18 protein-coding genes are annotated in these 17,896 nt (G+C 67.8%); 11 read left to right on the top strand and 7 right to left on the bottom strand.

The features are described from left to right. Positions 1-62: 62 nt before the first annotated feature. The 3 genes from NL241_RS16815 to NL241_RS16825 form a co-directional block, all read right to left on the bottom strand. Complete coding sequence (locus NL241_RS16815; RefSeq protein ID WP_487695920.1) at positions 63-866, bottom strand: DeoR/GlpR family DNA-binding transcription regulator; 804 nt, start codon at positions 864-866, stop codon at positions 63-65. A 101-nt stretch (positions 867-967) separates the two neighbouring features. Beyond that, entirely contained in the window at positions 968-1,948 is a 981-nt protein-coding gene (locus tag NL241_RS16820) for a substrate-binding domain-containing protein (RefSeq protein ID WP_494398325.1), read from the bottom strand. A 159-nt stretch (positions 1,949-2,107) separates the two neighbouring features. Beyond that, positions 2,108-2,764, bottom strand: coding sequence for a class II aldolase/adducin family protein (locus tag NL241_RS16825; protein ID WP_487695918.1), 657 nt, complete (start codon positions 2,762-2,764; stop codon positions 2,108-2,110). A gap of 129 nt (positions 2,765-2,893) precedes the next feature. Here NL241_RS16825 and NL241_RS16830 point away from each other — a divergent pair, with 129 nt between their 5' ends. Together NL241_RS16830 and NL241_RS16835 are read left to right on the top strand one after the other, a co-directional pair. Next, positions 2,894-4,396: a xylulokinase gene (locus tag NL241_RS16830; protein ID WP_494398138.1), complete on the top strand. Its 1,503-nt coding sequence runs from the start codon at positions 2,894-2,896 to the stop codon at positions 4,394-4,396. Between the two features lie 199 nt (positions 4,397-4,595). Next, a complete protein-coding gene (locus tag NL241_RS16835; RefSeq protein ID WP_487695949.1) occupies positions 4,596-5,966 on the top strand; it encodes a DNA polymerase IV in 1,371 nt (456 codons plus the stop codon). Here the strand turns inward: NL241_RS16835 and NL241_RS16840 are convergent. Next, the gene (locus NL241_RS16840) at positions 5,931-6,872 is read right to left on the bottom strand and encodes an asparaginase (protein WP_494398139.1); all 942 of its coding nucleotides are present in this window, start codon (positions 6,870-6,872) and stop codon (positions 5,931-5,933) included. The genes NL241_RS16835 and NL241_RS16840 overlap by 36 nt on opposite strands. 182 nt (positions 6,873-7,054) lie before the next feature. Here NL241_RS16840 and lspA point away from each other — a divergent pair, with 182 nt between their 5' ends. The 5 genes from lspA (at position 7,055) to NL241_RS16865 (ending at position 10,687) form a co-directional block, all read left to right on the top strand. Beyond that, positions 7,055-7,591 (top strand): signal peptidase II, encoded by a 537-nt coding sequence (gene lspA, locus NL241_RS16845; RefSeq protein ID WP_487695948.1) that lies wholly within the window; start codon positions 7,055-7,057, stop codon positions 7,589-7,591. Beyond that, positions 7,591-8,517, top strand: coding sequence for an RluA family pseudouridine synthase (locus tag NL241_RS16850; RefSeq protein WP_487695915.1), 927 nt, complete (start codon positions 7,591-7,593; stop codon positions 8,515-8,517). Before lspA ends, NL241_RS16850 begins: the two co-directional genes overlap by 1 nt. Beyond that, a complete protein-coding gene (gene rarD / locus NL241_RS16855; RefSeq protein WP_487695914.1) occupies positions 8,514-9,437 on the top strand; it encodes an EamA family transporter RarD in 924 nt (307 codons plus the stop codon). Before NL241_RS16850 ends, rarD begins: the two co-directional genes overlap by 4 nt. Positions 9,438-9,464: 27 nt before the next feature. Beyond that, the gene (locus tag NL241_RS16860) at positions 9,465-9,842 is read left to right on the top strand and encodes a YciI family protein (protein ID WP_494398140.1); all 378 of its coding nucleotides are present in this window, start codon (positions 9,465-9,467) and stop codon (positions 9,840-9,842) included. Between the two features lie 236 nt (positions 9,843-10,078). Further along, positions 10,079-10,687 carry a SecDF P1 head subdomain-containing protein gene (locus tag NL241_RS16865; protein ID WP_494398141.1) on the top strand — a complete coding sequence of 203 codons (609 nt, stop codon included), beginning with the start codon at positions 10,079-10,081 and terminating at the stop codon, positions 10,685-10,687. Here the strand turns inward: NL241_RS16865 and NL241_RS16870 are convergent, their stop codons facing one another. Then, entirely contained in the window at positions 10,688-10,936 is a 249-nt protein-coding gene (locus tag NL241_RS16870; RefSeq protein WP_487695911.1) for a hypothetical protein, read from the bottom strand. 83 nt (positions 10,937-11,019) lie between these two features. Here NL241_RS16870 and dnaE point away from each other — a divergent pair, with 83 nt between their 5' ends. Continuing rightward, positions 11,020-14,568, top strand: a complete 3,549-nt coding sequence (gene dnaE, locus NL241_RS16875; protein ID WP_487695910.1) for a DNA polymerase III subunit alpha — start codon at positions 11,020-11,022, stop codon at positions 14,566-14,568. Here dnaE and NL241_RS16880 read toward each other — a convergent pair. Then, on the bottom strand, positions 14,565-15,002 hold the full coding sequence (locus NL241_RS16880) for a PPOX class F420-dependent oxidoreductase (RefSeq protein WP_494398142.1): 438 nt from the start codon (positions 15,000-15,002) through the stop codon (positions 14,565-14,567). The genes dnaE and NL241_RS16880 overlap by 4 nt on opposite strands. A gap of 53 nt (positions 15,003-15,055) precedes the next feature. Between NL241_RS16880 and NL241_RS16885 the strand changes: the two genes are divergently transcribed. The 3 genes from NL241_RS16885 to NL241_RS16895 all read left to right on the top strand — a co-directional run bounded on the left by NL241_RS16885 (position 15,056) and on the right by NL241_RS16895 (position 17,643). Then, on the top strand, positions 15,056-15,442 hold the full coding sequence (locus NL241_RS16885; RefSeq protein ID WP_487695908.1) for a MerR family transcriptional regulator: 387 nt from the start codon (positions 15,056-15,058) through the stop codon (positions 15,440-15,442). A 119-nt stretch (positions 15,443-15,561) separates the two neighbouring features. Then, complete coding sequence (locus tag NL241_RS16890) at positions 15,562-17,169, top strand: glycosyltransferase family 39 protein (RefSeq protein WP_494398143.1); 1,608 nt, start codon at positions 15,562-15,564, stop codon at positions 17,167-17,169. 60 nt (positions 17,170-17,229) lie between these two features. Further along, on the top strand, positions 17,230-17,643 hold the full coding sequence (locus NL241_RS16895) for an SRPBCC family protein (protein WP_494398144.1): 414 nt from the start codon (positions 17,230-17,232) through the stop codon (positions 17,641-17,643). On the opposite strand, the gene NL241_RS16900 is transcribed toward NL241_RS16895, so the two are convergent. After that, positions 17,640-17,867, bottom strand: a complete 228-nt coding sequence (locus NL241_RS16900; protein ID WP_487695905.1) for a hypothetical protein — start codon at positions 17,865-17,867, stop codon at positions 17,640-17,642. The genes NL241_RS16895 and NL241_RS16900 overlap by 4 nt on opposite strands. Positions 17,868-17,896: the final 29 nt, after the last annotated feature.

The raw sequence follows: 17,896 nt of genomic DNA on the forward strand, positions 1-17,896 counted from the left end.
CACGATTCGTGTTTGATTTAACTTATTGTGCCACGCCCGGGCGACCCGCCGGCATCCGCCCGTCAGTTCGAGCGCGGGGCGACGGTGACACTGCCGTGGTGCTGGCACAGCGCGTCGAGGGTGGCCTCCGGCGTCGCGGAATCCACCACCACATGATCGAACTCGGACAGCGCGCACAGCCGGAACAGGGCGCGCCGCTCGAATTTGGTGTGATCGACCAGCAGGACGCGGGTCTCGGCCGCCGCGATCAACGCGCGTTTCACCGAGATGGTGTCCTGACGCTGGTGATAGCACGCCGTCCCGGTGACCGCTGAGGTGGACATGATCAGCACATCGGCGTGCAGGGCCGCGATCGCATCGAGGGTCATCTGGCCCATGAAGGAGTTGCACCAGGCCCGGTACTCCCCGCCGATCAGGACGATCTCGACGTCCTCGGTGTCGACGAGGCCGTTGACCACGCTGAGGTTGTTGCTCGCCACGGTCAGTGGCGCCTTGGTGCCCAGCAGGTCCAGCAGCGGCAGCACCGTGGTGGAGTCGTCGAGCATGACCGTGTCGCCGGGGTGGATGAACTCCAGCGCTGTCGCCGCCAGGTCCCGCTTCTCGTCGCGCTGCTGCCCGCGCCGGTAGGCGTCGTTGGATTCGACTGTGCTGGAGGGCAATGCGGTGGCCACCCCACGCGCCTTACGCAGGACGTTCTGGGCTTCGAGCCGGTCGAGGTCGCGGTGGATGGTCATCACGCTGACGTCGAACATGCGCGCCAGATCCTCGATGGCCACCGACCCTGCCGCCATCACGGCCTCGGTGACCAGGCGGTGCCGCTCTTCCTGCCGCGCCGCCGCCTTGCCGTTCTGACTCGGGCTGCTCATCGGCTGTTCCTTCCCTCCCACCCGGCCCTGCTCCGCGGGGTGGATCGGCTCGGCTTGTCGGGCGACGACACGCCGAGCCTAACCAGTATCAATGTGTCGCCCTACTCCTCGTTGGCCATGTCTCCGGTTTCGATGTTCTTGTCGATCACCTGGGGCAACCGGTCCAGCAGCGCCTGCCGGTCCGTGACGACGTTCTGGAGCACCTCGTCGATGTTGCTCGAGTCCACCGGGGGCATGGTGTAGACGAACTCGCGCGACATGTCCTCGCCGTCGGCGACCCGCTTGGCCACCGCGAGACCGTCGGCGAGTTCGATCGTGCCGTGCTGCAACGACGTTCCGATGAAATCACCGGTCTTGACGGCGTTGAGGCCGTCCTCGATACCGTCGATGCCGACGATCGGGATCGTCAGCCCGGATTCCTTGATGGCCTGCAGCGCACCCAGGCCCATATCGTCGTTCTGGGCCACGATGCCGTCGATCTGGGGACCGAACGCGGTGATCCAGTTGCGCATCTTGTTCACCGCGATATCCCGGGTGTTGTCGCCGGTGTCCATCGCCAGCACGTTGATACCCGGGTTGGCTTTCAGGATCTCCTGATTGCCCGCGGTGCGGTCGATCTCGTAGGACGAACCGAGCTTGGTCTGCAGGATCACGATGTTGCCCTGGCCGCCCAGGTGGTCGACCATCTGCTGCATCTGCTGCTTGCCGGCCGCGACGTCATCCGGCAGCACCGTGGCGGCCAGCTTCGAGTCATCCGAGAGCGCGGCGTTGACGGCCAGCACCGGGACGCCCTTGGTGTTGGCCGACTCGATCTGCGGCTGTAGCGAATCCGCTTGCACGGGAACGATGATGATCGCGTCGACGCCCTGGTTGATGTACTGGTCCACCTGGTCGGCCTGGGTGCTGACGTCGCCGCCGGCCGACTTCCACAGCAAGTCGATGTCGTTGGCCGCCGCGTAAGTCTCCATCCCGGACTTTCCGGCGGTGATGAACGAACTCATGTCGTAGACGGTCACGCCGATGGTCTTGCGATCGTCGCCGGCGCTGGTGTCCCCGGCGCCACACGCGGTCAGCGCCGCCATGGTCACGACGGCGGTCCCGGCGACCGCCGCGAGCTTCGCCGACCGCGTCTTCACAGATCTCATTTCTTCCCTTCACGGCTGAGCTACTTCACATTTGTATGTGAGAAATCACATGCTAGCCGTGATTTATATCAGGTCAAGGGTTTTCTGTGGTGTCGGTCACGCGGTTTTCGGTTGGCCGTACGTACTGAATTTCGCGACCACGTGCTCGAGCTCCTCGGGGCTGATTTCCCGTGGTGTACCGACGGCGGCGGCGCGCAGCCACACGTCGCACAGCCATTCCAGCTGGCTGACCTTGTCGAAGGCGTGCCCGAGGGAATGGGAGAAGGCGATGGTGCCGTGGTTGGCCAAGATGGTGGCGCTGCGCTCGTGCAGCCCTTCGGCCATCGCGTCGGCCAGCTCCGGCGTGCCGTAGGTGCGGTAGGGCGCCACCCGCACCTGGCCGCCGAACATCGCGAGCTGGTAGTGCACCAGCGGCACGGTGTCCTTCAACAACGAAAGGGCCGTTGCGGCAGCCGAATGCGTGTGCACCACCGCTGTTGCGTCGAAGTCCTGGTAGCAACGCAGGTGCATGGGCAGCTCGCTGGTCGGCTTGAGGTCGCCGGCGACCACGGTGCCGTCGAGCCGCACCACCGGAACGTCCTCGGGGCGCATCGTGGCGTAGTCGACGCCGGAGGGCGTCACCGCGATCACGTCGTCCACCCGCAGAGAGATGTTCCCCGAGGTGCCCACGACGAGGCCGTCGGAGGTGAGTCGGTTGGCGTACTTGACCACCTCGGCGCGGGCCGAGTCTAGGTTGGATGCAGCGGAGGTCACGGGCTGGCCTTTCGTCGAGGGCAACGGGGCCGCGGCAGCGATCCCGAGCACTTATCTAACACAGTGCATGTTATAACTAACACTGTTGCATGGATCACTCTGTCAACAGTTTCGAGGAGGATCTCGCCGATGGCCGATCGCGATCTGGTGCTGGCTGTCGACTGTTCGACCAGCGGCGCCAAAGCGGTGGTGTTCAGCCCGGACGGGCGTTCGCTGAGCGTCGGACGCACGACGTTTCCCATGGCCAAGACGCCCGAGGGCCGGCACGAGCAGGACGCCCACGACTGGTGGCGGTCCGTCAGCGCGGTCATCGCCGAGGCCATGAGCAGCGTGGACCGATCCCGGGTCGCGGCCGTGACGGTCACCCACCAACGCGAGACATTCGTCTGCGTCGACGCAGCGGGCGAACCGTTGCGCCCGGCGATCGTGTGGGCGGACAACCGGTCGGTGCCGCAGGTCGAGGAGTACGGCTCCGACGAGACCCACCGGATCTCCGGGCGGGTGCCCGACATCACCCCGGCCATCTTCAAACTGGCCTGGCTCAAAGAACACGAGCCCGAAACGCTGCGGCGGGCCACCCGGGTCGCCGATGTCGCTGCCTACCTGCACTGGCGACTGACCGGACGCTGGGTCACCAGCGCCTCCAGCGGCGACTCGCTGGGCCTGATGGACCTGGCCTCGCGGCAGTGGTCATCCACACTCTGTGAGATCGCCGGCGTGGACGCCGGTCAACTGCCGGAGATCGCCACCCCGGGCAGCGTCATCGGCGCTGTCGAGGGTGCCGTCGCCGAACAGCTCGGCCTGACACCGGGCACCCCCGTCATCGCCGCTGCCGGCGACGGCCAATGTGCCGCTCTGGGCACCGGCGTCTCGGATTCCGAGACCATGTATCTCAACGTCGGCACCGCACTCGTCGCCGGTTATGTCTCACCGGAGTACCGCTGGTCACGCAAATACCGCACCGTGCTCGACGCCGCCGGGCAGGGATTCCTCCTGGAGGCGTTCACGCTGTCGGGTGCGTATCTGATCACGTGGTTCGTCGACACCTTCGTGCCCGCACTGCTGGCCCAGGGCGCGGACCGGTCCTGCGCGGCTCGCGAACAGGATCTCGAAGCAGGTGCACAATCGGTACCGCCGGGCAGCGACGGCTTGTTCACCGTGCCCTACTGGAACGGCTCGCAGACGCCCTACTGGGAGGGCAACGCGCGCGGAACCGTGCTGGGCTGGTCGGGGATCCACACCGGCGCCCACTTCTACCGCTCCGTCCTCGAAGGTTCCGCCTTCGAGGTGCGCCTGCAGGTCGAAGGCGTCGAAGCGGACACCGGCGTACCGGTGCGCCGGTTCCTGGCCACTGGCGGCGGCTCCCGGAGCCCACTGTGGTCGCAGATCATCGCCGATGTGACCGGCATGCAGGTCGACATCTGCGCCGAGTCGGAGACCACCGCACTGGGTGCGGCCATGATGGCCAGCTGCGCGGTGGGTATCCACGCCGACCTGCGGACCGCTGCCGCCGCGATGACGCGCACCGTGAAGTCCATCTCCCCGCAACCCGAGGTGGCCCAGCAGTACGACGAGCTCTACAAGCGCTACCTGCGGATCTACCCGACCGTGCGGGAGCTGTGCCAACGCTGACCTGTTGCGCCGGTCAGTGGCTCTTTTGGCTGGCCGGCCATGATTCGCCTCGGCTGGGCATGGCCTGTTGCGTCGGTCAGTGGCTCTTTTGGCTGGCGGGCCATGATTCGCCTCGGCTGTGCCTGGCCTGTTGCGTCGGTCAGTGGCTCTACGATCGGGCGTCGTGAACGCGTCTGACAGGTGGGTGTTGCACCTGGACATGGACGCGTTCTTCGCCTCGGTGGAGCAGCTCACCCGACCCACCCTGCGCGGCCGTCCCGTGCTGGTCGGCGGCCTCGGCGGCCGGGGCGTGGTGGCCGGGGCCAGCTACGAAGCCCGCGTCTTCGGCGCACGGTCGGCCATGCCCATGCACCAGGCTCGACGCCTGGTCGGCGCCTCCGCGGTGGTGCTGCCCCCGCGCGGTGTCGTCTACGGCGTGGCCAGTCGGCGGGTGTTCCAGACCATCCGCACCGTGGTGCCCGTGCTCGAGCAGCTGTCCTTCGACGAGGCGTTCGGGGAGCCTGCCGAACTCGCGGGAGCCGCTGCCGCCGACGTCGACGCCTTCTGCGAACAACTGCGCCAGCGGGTCCGCACCGAGACCGGGTTGGTGGCGTCGGTGGGCGCCGGCTCGGGCAAGCAGATCGCCAAGATCGCCTCCGGCCTGGCCAAACCGGACGGGATCCGGGTGGTGCGCCGGGACGAGGAACGCCCGCTGCTCGACAGCCTGGCGGTGCGCCGGCTGTGGGGGATCGGGCCCGTCGCCGAGGACAAACTGCACCGCCTGGGCATCGAGACCATCGGCCAGTTCGCCGCACTGGCCGAAAGCGAGGTGGCCAGCATCCTCGGCGCCACCGTCGGCCCGGCGCTGCACCGCCTCGCCCGCGGGATCGACGACCGGCCCGTCGCCGAGCGTGCCGAAGCCAAACAGATCAGCGCCGAGTCCACCTTCGCCGCCGACCTGACCACCCTGGATCAGCTTCGCGAGGCCACCGGCCCCATCGCCGAGCACGCGCACCGGCGGCTGCTGCGCGACGGCCGCGGCGCCAGGACCGTGACGGTGAAACTGAAGAAGACCGACATGAGCACCCTCACCCGGTCCGCCACCCTGCCGTACGCCACCACCGAGGCAGCGACCCTGGCCGCTACGGCGCGCCGATTGTTGTTGGACCCCATCGAGATCGGCCCCATCCGGCTGCTCGGCGTCGGGTTCTCCGGACTGTCCGATGTCCGGCAGGAGTCGCTGTTCCCCGATCTGGATCAGCAGGAAGTGCACGAAGCCCAGCTGGGGGAGACGGCCGCGCCGGTCCGCGCCCCGGCGCCGGAGGCCGGCGGGTGGCGGATCGGGGACGACGTGGCCCACCCCGAACTCGGCCACGGCTGGATCCAGGGTGCCGGCCACGGAGTCATGACCGTGCGGTTCGAGACCCGGGCCAGCGGCCGCGGTGTCGCCAAGACCTTCCCGGTCGCCAGCCCCGACATCGTGAGCGCCAACCCGGTCGACAGCCTGGACTGGCCGGACTACATCGACGACATCGAAGACGACGCCGAGCCGGCCTCAGCCGAACCGGTCGACGATCTCGGCGGGCGCTGAGCCGGCCGCCAGCGCGGCCATCAGGAGCACCCGGGCCTGGGGCGGCCGCAGCCGCGGCACCACCAGCGCGCCGGCGTCCACCAGCGCGCGTCCCGGCCCATATCCCGGGCTGACCTGCCCACCCGGCACCCGTGTCGACACCGCCACCACCACTCCGGCCGCGCAGTGCCTGCCCACGGCGTCGATCACCGCCGCGCCGGCATTGCCCGACCCCAACGCCTCGAGCACCAGCCCCCGGGCCCCGGCCGCGACGAACGCATCCATCGCCACCCCATCGGAGCCGGCGTACACCGGCACCACGTCCACCCGCGGGGCGGCCCCCGCGCGCACCAGACCGACCGTGCTGCGTTCCTTGGCCGCGACCACCTCCACGCGCCCCGCGGACACCGTGGCCACCACCCGGCCGGCGAAACCGGTGAGATCCGCGGTGGCCACCTTCTGCAGACCCAGCGGCTGCAGCACCCGGCCCGCGAAGCACACCGTCACACCCCAGCCGGCGACCGCCGGGTCGGCTGCCACCGTCAGCGCGTCGCGAAGGTTGCCCGGCCCGTCGGCGTCCGGGGCGTCGGAGCTGCGCTGAGCGCCGGTGAGCACTACCGGCACCGCCCCGTCATAGGTGAGTTCCAACCACAGCGCCGTCTCCTCCATGGTGTCGGTGCCATGGGTGAGCACCACCCCGTCGGCGCCACCGGCCACCGCCGCGTCGATGGCGTCGCGCATCGCGTCCCACTCGGCCGGCCCCAGCATCGAACTGTCGACCGCCATCAACTCCACCGTCTCCACGTCCGGACGGGGTTCGACAGCTGCCAGCAGGTCGCCGGCGCTGCGGGCGGGCCGTTTCACCCCGTCGTTATCGGTGCTGGTGGCGATCGTGCCTCCGGTGGCGATCACGACGAGGCGTGGCATGGGCTGATCATGCCTGATCGCGGGGCTCGAAGCGGTTAGGGGATGATGGTCGGGTGACTGACGAAACACCCGGCTCGTCGGAGCCGGGGGACCGTTCAACCGGAGACAAGGCCACCGACCCCGGGCCGAGAGAGCCCGCAGAGTCCACGGACGCCGGAGAGACCCAGCCCGACGCCGATGTCGTGGAGCAGGAGACGGTGGAGCCCAAGCCCCGGAAACGTCTGAAGCTGCTGTTGTCGGTCGCGTCGGTGGTATGGGTGCTCGACATCATCACCAAGGTCGCTGCCGTGCATCTGTTGACCCCCGGCCAGCCGGTGTCGATCATCGGCGACACCGTGACCTGGACGCTGGTGCGCAATTCCGGTGCCGCGTTCTCGATGGCGACCGGCTACACCTGGGTGCTGACCCTGGTGGCCACCGGTGTGGTGATCGGAATCATCTGGATGGGCCGACGTCTGGTGTCCCCGTGGTGGGCCCTCGGCCTGGGCATGATCCTGGGCGGCGCGCTGGGCAACCTGGTCGACCGGTTCTTCCGCTCACCCGGCCCACTGCGCGGCCATGTCGTGGACTTCCTGTCGATCGGATGGTGGCCGGTGTTCAACGTCGCCGACCCGGCCGTCGTCGGTGGGGCGATCCTGCTGGTGGTGCTCTCACTGTTCGGTTTCGACTTCGACACCGTCGGCCGGCGCAAGCCCGAACTCGAACCCGAGCCGCAGTAATGGCCGAACGGTCCATGCCCGTCCCGGAGGGGCTTGCCGGTATGCGCGTCGATGCCGGACTGGCGCGCCTTCTGGGACTGTCGCGGACGGTCGCCGCCGAGATCGCCGAGGACGGCGGTGTGGTCCTCGACGGCACCCAGGCGGGCAAATCCGACAAGCTGACCGCCGGTGCCTGGCTGGAAGTGCGTCTGCCCGAGGCACCGCCGCCGGTGGAGAACGTGCCCGAGGAGATCGAGGGCATGTCCATCCTGTACTCCGATGACGACATCGTCGCCGTCGACAAACCACCCGGAGTGGCCGCGCACGCCACGGTCGGCTGGCACGGCCCCACCGTGCTCGGCGGGCTGGCGGCCGCCGGATTCCGGATCAGCACCTCCGGCATCCACGAACGCCAGGGCATCGTGCACCGACTCGACGTCGGCACCTCCGGTGTCATGGTGGTGGCGCTGTCCGAACGCGCCTATACCGTCCTCAAGCGGGCCTTCAAACAGCGCACCGTGGACAAGCGCTACCACGCCCTGGTGCAGGGCCATCCCGATCCGTCCAGCGGCACCATCGACGCCCCGATCGGGCGCCACCGCGGACACGACTGGAAATTCGCCGTCGTCGAAGGCGGCAGGCACAGCGTCACGCACTACGACACCATCGAGGCGTTCCAGTCCGCCAGCCTGCTCGATGTACACCTGGAGACCGGCCGCACCCACCAGATCCGGGTGCACTTCGCGGCGCTGCACCACCCCTGCTGCGGCGACCTGACCTACGGTGCCGACCCCACTATCGCGAAACGGCTTGGGCTGCAACGACAGTGGCTGCACGCCAGGTCACTGGCCTTCGCTCACCCCGCCGACGGGCGGCGGGTCGAGATCACCAGTCCCTATCCCGACGATCTGCAGCACGCGCTCGACGTGCTGCAGAGTCACGAGTGAGCAGTCCCCGATCCGGGCTGCTGTACGGACTGGGCGCCTACGGCTCCTGGGGCCTGTTTCCGGCGTTCTTCCCGCTGCTGGAACCGGCGGGCGCGTTCGAGGTGCTGGCCCAACGCATCCTGTGGACGCTGGCGTTCATGGCCGTCGTCGTGGTGGCCGTCCGCCGGCTACCCGATCTGCGTCGCATCGACCGCCGGACCTGGCTGCTGCTGATCCTGGCGTCGGCGCTGATCTCGATGAACTGGCTCATCTACATCTACGCCGTGAACAACGGGCACGTGGTGGACGCGGCCCTGGGCTATTTCATCAATCCGCTGGTCAGCGTCGCCCTCGGTGTACTGATCTTCCGAGAGAAGCTCAATCGCGCGCAGGTCGCGGCACTGCTGATCGCCGTCGTCGCCGTGGTGATCCTGGGGGTGCAGTTCGGCGCACCGCCGTGGATCGCACTCGGGCTGGCGTTCTCCTTCGGGCTGTACGGCGCCGTCAAGAAGGTGGTGCCCGCCGATCCGCGGGTCAGTGTGGGTGTGGAGGCGGCCGTCGCGGCGCCGGCCGCGGTGGCCTACATCGCCGTCCTCGAAGCCGCCGGCCAGGGCCACTTCCTCGGGTTCGGGGCCGGACACACCGCGCTGATGATGCTGTCGGGTCCGCTCACCGCCATCCCGCTGCTGCTGTTCGCCGCCGCGGCGCAACGACTGCCGCTGGTGACCCTCGGTCTGCTGATGTACCTGACCCCCGCCATGCAGATGACGTGGGGGATCGTCGTCGGCAACGAACCGATGCCGCCCGTGCGCTGGCTCGGTTTCGCCCTGATCTGGGTGGCGCTGGCCGTGTTCAGTGCCGATGCGATCCTGCGGACCAGACGATCGAAGAATCCCGGCGCTGATGTCGATTCCGGGGCGCATCGATCGTCATCTCGGTGACCACCATCGATCCGGGAGGATGTCACCATGCAGTACAGCCTGCTCATGCACTACCAGGAAGGCCCCGACGCCGGCCTCACCGACCAGGACATGGCCCCGGCCCGGGAAGCGTTCGCGCGGTATGCCGCTGACCTCGACGACGCGGGGGTGTTGATCGGCACCCAGGTGTTGCAGAGCACCGCGGTGGCCACCACCTACACCGCGCGCAACGGCACACCCGAGGTCCAGGACGGCCCGTTCGCCGACACCAAGGAACGCCTCGGTGGCATCTTCGTGATCGACGTGCCCGACCTGGACGCCGCCCTGGCCTGGGCGGCCCGGTGCCCGGCCGCCCAATGGGGCTCGGTCGAGATCCGCCCGGTCGCGGTGACCTATGCGCGGGAACGGGGCTGGTATCAACCCTGAGCAGCGGGTCGCCGAGGTGGCCGGCCGCTCCTACGGCCGGCTGCTGGCCCTGCTCGCCGCGGCCACCGGTGACATCCCGGCCGCTTCCAGTACGAGGCGGCCACTCCGCCCTGTCACATTTCCCGCCAAACCGTGCGCGACCATCTTGCGGCCAGGCTGGCGCTGTGCGAGTCCCGGGCGACGTGATACACATCGTGGGGCCGCCGACCACGGCCACGAAAGGCGGGGACTGCAGGATGGACGAGCGGGCGCGGGTGGCGGCTGCGCGGCGACGCAGGATCTCGATCGCCGTCATCGCGGCGGTGGGCGGGGTGGCCGTCGTCGTGCCCATCGCCGGATCGTTGCTGATGCAACTCGCGAGCTCCGATGGCCGTGCCGACGAGCAGGCAGCCACGCCCACCTCGACCGAACCGCCGGTCTACACCATCAAACCGCTGGCGGTTCGCCCCGTGGTCGCCGTGGAGGGGGTGCTTCCCGAGCAGTGTCCGCCGCCGCAGCCCGTGGTGCCCACCGCGGAGCTGCGCACCTGCGACTTCGCCCGCAGCGCGCTGTACACACTGGGCCCCGAAGGGGTGCAGTTGCAGCTGGTCCGCGTCGACTCCCTGCTGTCACCGATCACCAACGGCTACATCGTCCAGGTGTCGATGAATGCCGAGTCGGCAACGGCGTTCGCCGACTACACCGGGACCCAGGTCGGCAAGCAGGTGGCGTTCGTGCGGGCTTCGGTGGTGGTGTCGGCGCCGCAGATCACCGAGGCCATCTCGGGTGACACCCTGCAGTTGTCGGGGAATCTGACCGAACAGCAGTCCGACGAGATGGCCCGCCTGCTCCAGGACGAGGCCTGATCAGCGGGCTCGTCGACCGCGCCAGACACCCCACACCGTCACCACCAGCAGCACCGGGTAGATCACCAACAGATCGATCCTGATGTTGGCGTCGGGCCGGTCTTCGCTCACGAAGAGCTCCCACCCGAAGTACGCCAACCAGAGGGCAGCCGCCACCCCTGTGACGTGAGAACGCGACCATGACCAGACGGCGACCAGCACACAAACCGGAAGTAACGCCAACCCCGGATAGTCGATGAACAGGGTCATCGTCAGGCCGCGACACGACACGCCGCGGGGCTGTCGCCGACACGCCCGGACGTGTCGGTGGACCGCTTTAGACTGAGCGGCCTATGGGTACCAGCGACTCTTTTGTGCACCTGCACAACCACACCGAATACTCGATGCTCGACGGTGCCGCCAAGGTCAAACCCATGCTGGCCGAGGCCCAGCGCCTCGAGATGCCCGCCATCGGCATGACCGACCACGGAAACATGTTCGGCGCCAGCGAGTTCTACAACGCCGCCACCTCCGCCGGCATCAAGCCGATCATCGGCATCGAGGCCTACATCGCGCCGGCCTCGCGGTTCGAGACCAAACGCGTGCTCTGGGGTGATCCCAGCCAGAAGTCCGACGATGTCTCCGGCAGTGGCTCCTACACGCATATGACCATGGTGGCCGAGAACGCCACCGGGCTGCGCAACCTGTTCAAGCTGTCGTCGCTGGCGTCGTTCGAAGGCCAGCTCGGCAAGTGGTCCCGCATGGATGCCGAGATCATCGCCGAACACGCCGAAGGCATCATCGCCACCACCGGCTGCCCGTCCGGTGAGGTGCAGACCCGGTTGCGGCTCGGTCACCTCGACGAAGCCGTGGCCGCTGCCGCCAAGTGGCAGGACATCTTCGGCAAGGAGAACTTCTTCCTCGAGCTGATGGACCACGGCCTCGACATCGAGCGCCGGGTCCGCGAAGGCCTGCTGGAGGTCGGCAAGAAGCTCGGCATCCGGCCGCTGGCCACCAACGACTGCCACTACGTCACCCGCGATGCCTCCCAGAACCACGAGGCGCTGCTGTGCATCCAGACCGGTAAGACGCTCTCGGACCCCAACCGCTTCAAGTTCGACGGTGACGGCTACTACCTGAAGTCCGCGGCGGAGATGCGGGCGCTGTGGGACGACCAGGTGCCCGGTGCGTGCGACTCGACGCTGCTGATCGCCGAGCGCGTACAGCCCTACACCGACGTGTGGACGCCCAAGGACCGGATGCCGATCTTCCCGGTGCCCGAGGGCCACGACCAGGGGTCCTGGCTGACACACGAGGTCATGACCGGGCTCTCGCAGCGCCGGTTCCCCGGCGCCGAGGTTCCGCAGGAGTACATCGACCGGGCGAACTACGAGATCAAGGTCATCTGCGACAAGGGTTTCCCGGCGTACTTCCTGATCGTCGCCGACCTGATCAATTACGCGCGCTCGGTGGGCATCCGGGTGGGCCCGGGCCGTGGATCGGCGGCGGGGTCGCTGGTGGCCTACGCGATGGGTATCACCAACATCGACCCCATCCCGCACGGTCTGCTGTTCGAACGGTTCCTCAACCCCGAACGCCCGTCGGCCCCCGATATCGACATCGACTTCGACGACCGCCGCCGCGGCGAGATGCTGCGGTACGCCGCCAACAAGTGGGGCAGCGACAGGGTGGCCCAGGTCATCACCTTCGGTACCATCAAAACCAAAGCGGCGCTGAAGGATTCGGCCCGTGTGCACTACGGGCAGCCCGGGTTCGCGATCGCCGACCGCATCACCAAGGCCCTGCCGCCGCCCATCATGGCCAAGGACATCCCGGTCTCTGGCATCACCGATCCCACCCACGAGCGGTACAAAGAGGCCGCCGAGGTGCGCGCGCTCATCGACACCGATCCCGATGTGCGCACCATCTACGAAACCGCTCGTGGCCTCGAGGGCCTGGTTCGCAACGCGGGTGTGCACGCGTGTGCGGTGATCATGAGCTCCGAACCGCTGATCGATGCGATCCCGCTGTGGAAGCGCCCGCAGGACGGGGCGGTCATCACGGGCTGGGATTACCCGTCCTGTGAGGCCATCGGCCTGCTGAAGATGGACTTCCTCGGCCTGCGGAACCTGACGATCATCGGTGACGCCATCGAGAACATCAAAGCCAACCGCGGCGTCGATCTGGATCTGGAGTCACTCGACCTCGACGATCCCAAGGCCTATGAACTGCTGGGGCGCGGGGACACGTTGGGAGTGTTCCAGCTCGACGGCAGCGCCATGCGGGATCTGCTGCGGCGTATGCAGCCCACCGAGTTCAACGACATCGTGGCCGTGCTGGCGCTGTACCGGCCGGGTCCCATGGGCATGAACGCGCACAACGACTACGCCGACCGCAAGAACGGCCGCCAGGCCATCAAGCCCATTCACCCGGAGCTCGAAGAGCCGCTCAAGGAGATCCTGGCCGAGACCTACGGCCTGATCGTCTACCAAGAGCAGATCATGTTCATCGCGCAGAAGGTCGCCTCCTACTCCATGGGTAAGGCCGACGCGCTCCGTAAAGCCATGGGTAAGAAGAAGCTGGAGGTGCTCGAGGCCGAGTACAAGGGCTTCAAGGAGGGCATGACGGCCAACGGCTTCTCCGAAGCCGCGGTGAAAGCGTTGTGGGACACCATCCTTCCGTTCGCCGGGTACGCGTTCAACAAATCGCACGCCGCCGGGTACGGCCTGGTGTCCTATTGGACCGCGTATCTCAAGGCCAACTACCCCGGTGAATACATGGCCGGACTGCTCACCTCCGTCGGTGACGACAAGGACAAGGCGGCCATCTACCTGGCCGATTGCCGCCGCCTCGGCATCACCGTGCTGCCGCCCGATGTCAACGAGTCCGTGCAGAACTTCGCCTCCGTGGGTGACGACATCCGGTTCGGTCTGGGCGCGGTGCGCAACGTGGGCGCCAATGTTGTTGCTTCCCTTGTCAACACCCGCAAAGAGCGGGGCAACTTCACCGACTTCTCCGACTACCTCAACAAGATCGACATCGCCGCCTGCAACAAGAAGGTGACGGAGTCGCTGATCAAAGCCGGTGCCTTCGACTCGCTCAAGCATCCGCGCAAGGGCCTGTTCCTGGTGCACACCGACGCCGTCGACTCGGTGCTCGGCACCAAGAAGGCCGAAGCCATGGGCCAGTTCGATCTCTTCGGCGGGGGAGGCGAGGAGGGGGAGACCGACGCCGTCTTCACCATCCGGGTGCCCGACGAAGAGTGGGAGGACAAGCACAAGCTCGCTCTGGAACGCGAGATGCTCGGCCTCTACGTTTCCGGGCATCCGCTCAACGGGGTGGCTCATCTGTTGGCCAATCAGGTCGACACCCAGATCCCGGCGATCCTGGAAGGTGCCATCGCCAACGACACCCAGGTCAGGGTCGGCGGCATCCTGGCCTCGGTGAACCGGCGGGTCAACAAGAACGGCCTGCCGTGGGCGTCGGCGCAGATCGAGGACCTCACCGGTGGTATCGAGGTGCTGTTCTTCCCCCAGACCTACTCGGCGTTCGGGGCCGATATCGCCGACGACGCCGTGGTGCTGGTGGGCGCCAAGGTCGCCATTCGCGATGACCGTATCTCGTTGATCGCCAATGAGCTTGTGGTGCCGGACTTCTCGAGCGCACAGGCGGATCGCCCGCTGGCGGTGAGCCTGCCGACCCGGCAGTGCACCACAGACAAGGTGAGTGCGCTCAAGCAGGTGCTGTCCCGGCATCCCGGCACCTCGAAAGTGCACCTGCGACTGATCAGCGGTGAGCGCATCACCACGCTGGAGCTCGATCAGTCGCTGAGGGTCACCATGTCCTCGGCCCTGATGGGAGACCTCAAGGCGTTGCTCGGACCGGGCTGCCTGGGCGGTTAGAACTCGATCCGGACGATCGCGCTGTCGGGCCAGACGCCGCGGTCGCAGGCCCGGCGCACCTTCTCGCGCAGCGCCAGCTTGCTGTGGACGTTGCGCACGCCGGGGATCTTGATCAGCGGCACGATGGTGTACTGCCACCCGTAGCGACGCCGCAGCAGGTCGTTGGCCCTCGCAGCGGTGGGGGCGGCGAGGATGCTGGCCCGTCCGCTGAACACGGCTTCGTTGCCCGTCACCTGTCCCCGGTAGTCGCACGCCCGGATCTCGACCCGCGGATCGCGGCTCAGCCGCCGGGTCTTGGGGCCGATCTTGGTCCGGAACACCAGGGCGTCACCGTCGAAGGTGAACCAGATCGGGGTGTCCACGGCGCTGCCGTCGGTGCGGTAGCTGCGCAGCAGTGCGTACCGGGAGCGGGTCAACTCGTCGAGGTTCGGCATACCGCCAAGTCAACGACTTAGAGTTGACTCGAAGTCAAGCTCAAGGAGTGCACGTGGCCCTGACCATCGGAGAACTCGCGCGGCGTGCCGACGTCGCCGCCACCACGTTGCGCTACTACGAGCAGATCGGCCTGCTGCCCGCACCGCGCCGGGTTGGGGGCCAGCGCCGGTACGACGAGACGATGCTGGCCCGCCTGGAGGTGATCCGGTTGTGCAAGCGCGCCGGGTTCGCACTCGACGACATCGTGGTGCTGTTCGCCGACGAGGCGCCCGGACGGGCGGCGAGCCGGGCGCTCGCCAAAGCGAAACTCGTCGAAATCGAGGCCAGCATGGCTGAATTGGCCCGGGCCCGCGACATCATCGAGTGGGCGATGGCATGTGAGTGCCCGTCGATCAGCGCTTGCTCGTGCGGTGTGCATCCCCCCGCGCACATCGATTGATTCATCTCGCTCTTGATGCGGCATACTGCTACGGTTCTGCGAATCGGCAGGGCGGGGAGCCCTGCGCAGTGTGTGGTGGGGGCTTCTCAGTGCTCAATTCGACGCTATTTGCTGGTCGAGTGTCCGACAGGGCTGCCCCCGTTCTCGCCGGCGGGCGGGCCGACGCGGCGCTCGTGGGGATCTTCGCCTTCGTGGTCAGTGTCCTGGGTGCCGGCGGACCGTCGTTGTGGCTGGACGAAGCCGCCACCATTGCAGGCTCGACGTACACCCTCGATCAGATGCTGCGGATGCTCGCCAACGTCGACGGCGTGCACGGGGCCTACTACCTGTTCATGCACCTGTGGTTCACGGTGTTTCCCGCGACCGAGTTCTGGGCGCGGCTACCCAGCGCACTGCTGATCGGAGGCGCTGCCGCCGGTGTCGTGGTGCTCGGGAGAGCCCTGTCCACCCGGTCGGTGGCCATCGCCGCCGGCGTGGTGTTCACCGTCCTGCCGCGCACCACCTGGGCCGGGATCGAGGCCCGCTCGTATGCGCTGTCGATGTTCGACGCGGTGTGGCTCACGGTGCTGTGCGTGGCGGCCGTACGTTCGCGCAGGCTCTGGCTCTGGGGTGCCTATGCGGTCGGGTTGGTGATCGCCGCGCTGGGCAATGTCTTCGTGCTGTTCATCGTCGCCGCGCACGGTGCGCTGGTACTCGGATCGGGCCGGTCGCGGACCACGGTGGCGCGATTCGCCGGCGCGGTGGTGGCGGCCACGATTGCGATCGCTCCGTTCCTCCTGCTGATCCAGGGGCAGCAGAAGCAGGTGGCATGGATCGCGCCGGTCGGCCCGGCCACGCTGGGCCAGATTCTCGGCGATCAGTATTTTCCCGCGGTCTACTCCGGCGGCGCCCACACTGCCGGTGAGGAGATCACGCCGGACCAGATCTCGGAGGCGCTGTTCGCCTGGGCGCTGGTGCTGCCGGTTGTGATCGTCGTCCTGGTGGTCGTCGTGGCCGCACTGGTCCTGCGACGGCGCCGCAGCGACGTCGACGTCGGCCCTCACCCGCGGCTGTTGATCTGGACGGCCGCGGTGTGGGTCGTCGTGCCCACGGCCGTCCTGGTGCTCTACTCCGCTGTCACCCGGCCGATGTACCAGCCGCACTACCTGTCCTACACCGCGCCAGCGCTGGCGCTGCTCATCGGGCTGGCGGTGGTGGTCGTCGGCCGGGAACCGCGTCGGATCGCTGTGGTCCTGGCCGTGCTCGTGGTGGCGGCAGTGCCGAACTACCTGGCGCAGCGTGGCCCCTATGCCAAGTTCGGTCATGACCAGAGCGAGGTCGCGAGACTGATCGACGCCGAAGCCGGTGCGGGCGACTGCCTCAACATCGATCTGGCGGCGCCGGAGTCCGTGATCAACGGACTCACGGCGGCACATCCGGATGCCTTCTCCGGTCTACGTGATCCCGGCGTGTCCCGCATCGGTCCCGACCAGCGTGGCCTTTTCGAATCCCGGGTGCCGGTGTCGGCCTGGACCAATGAGCTCGTCACCTGCGATGTTCTGTGGACCGTCACCGAGCGCGATGAGACGCTGCCCTCGTATTCCGGCGATGCGGCGGTGCCGCCCGGGCCGCACCTCGAAGCCGAGGTGGCCTACCAGGTGCCGGCCGCGCTGGGCTTCCGGGCCGTCGAACGCTGGCAGTTGAATCTCAGCCAGGTGGTGAAATCGGTCCGGGAGGCGCGGCGCTGAACCGGCAAGGCGCACGGGTGTTATCCCCCACCGCCGCACCTTCTGCGCGACGATGAGGTGATGACCGCCCAACGGCCTGACTCCCGGCATGTCAGCGTGTGGATCAACGCCGGCCCGGCCGAGGTGTACGCCTATGCGGCCGATCCCCGTAACTTGCCGCACTGGGCGGCAGGACTGGCCAGTGGTCAGGTCAGGCCGGTCGACGGACGGTGGGCGGTGTCGTCGCCCATGGGTGAGATCAGTGTCGAGTTCGCAGCGCCCAACGACCTGGGGGTGCTCGACCATGTGGTGCGGCTGCCCGGCGGGGAGACGTTCTACAACCCGATGCGGGTGACACCCGCCGCGGACGACGACCGATGGTGCGAGGTGGTGTTCACCGTGCGCGCACAACCGGGCGCCGATGAGCAGGAGTTGGCTGCTGATGTCGCGGCCGTCAGGGCCGACCTGGAGCAGCTGCGCAGAATCCTGGGCTAGCGCACGCGGTGCAGCAGGCCCAACCCGAGCCACACCACGGAGGCCGCTGCCGCGCCGCCGAGGACGGCGGGGGAGGCGCTGGCGGTGGCCACCGCGACCACACCGAACACCACGAGCCCGACCAGCAGGGCCACCACCTTGTAGGCCGGCCATGGCACACCGGCAACAGAGATCTCCGAGGTGGGTCGCGTGATCGCGGACCGGAAATGCTCGGCGGTGGTCATGTGTTCACGATAGCTCTGATTCAAAGTTT

The sequence above is a fragment of the Mycolicibacterium sp. SMGY-1XX genome, assembly GCF_059132455.1.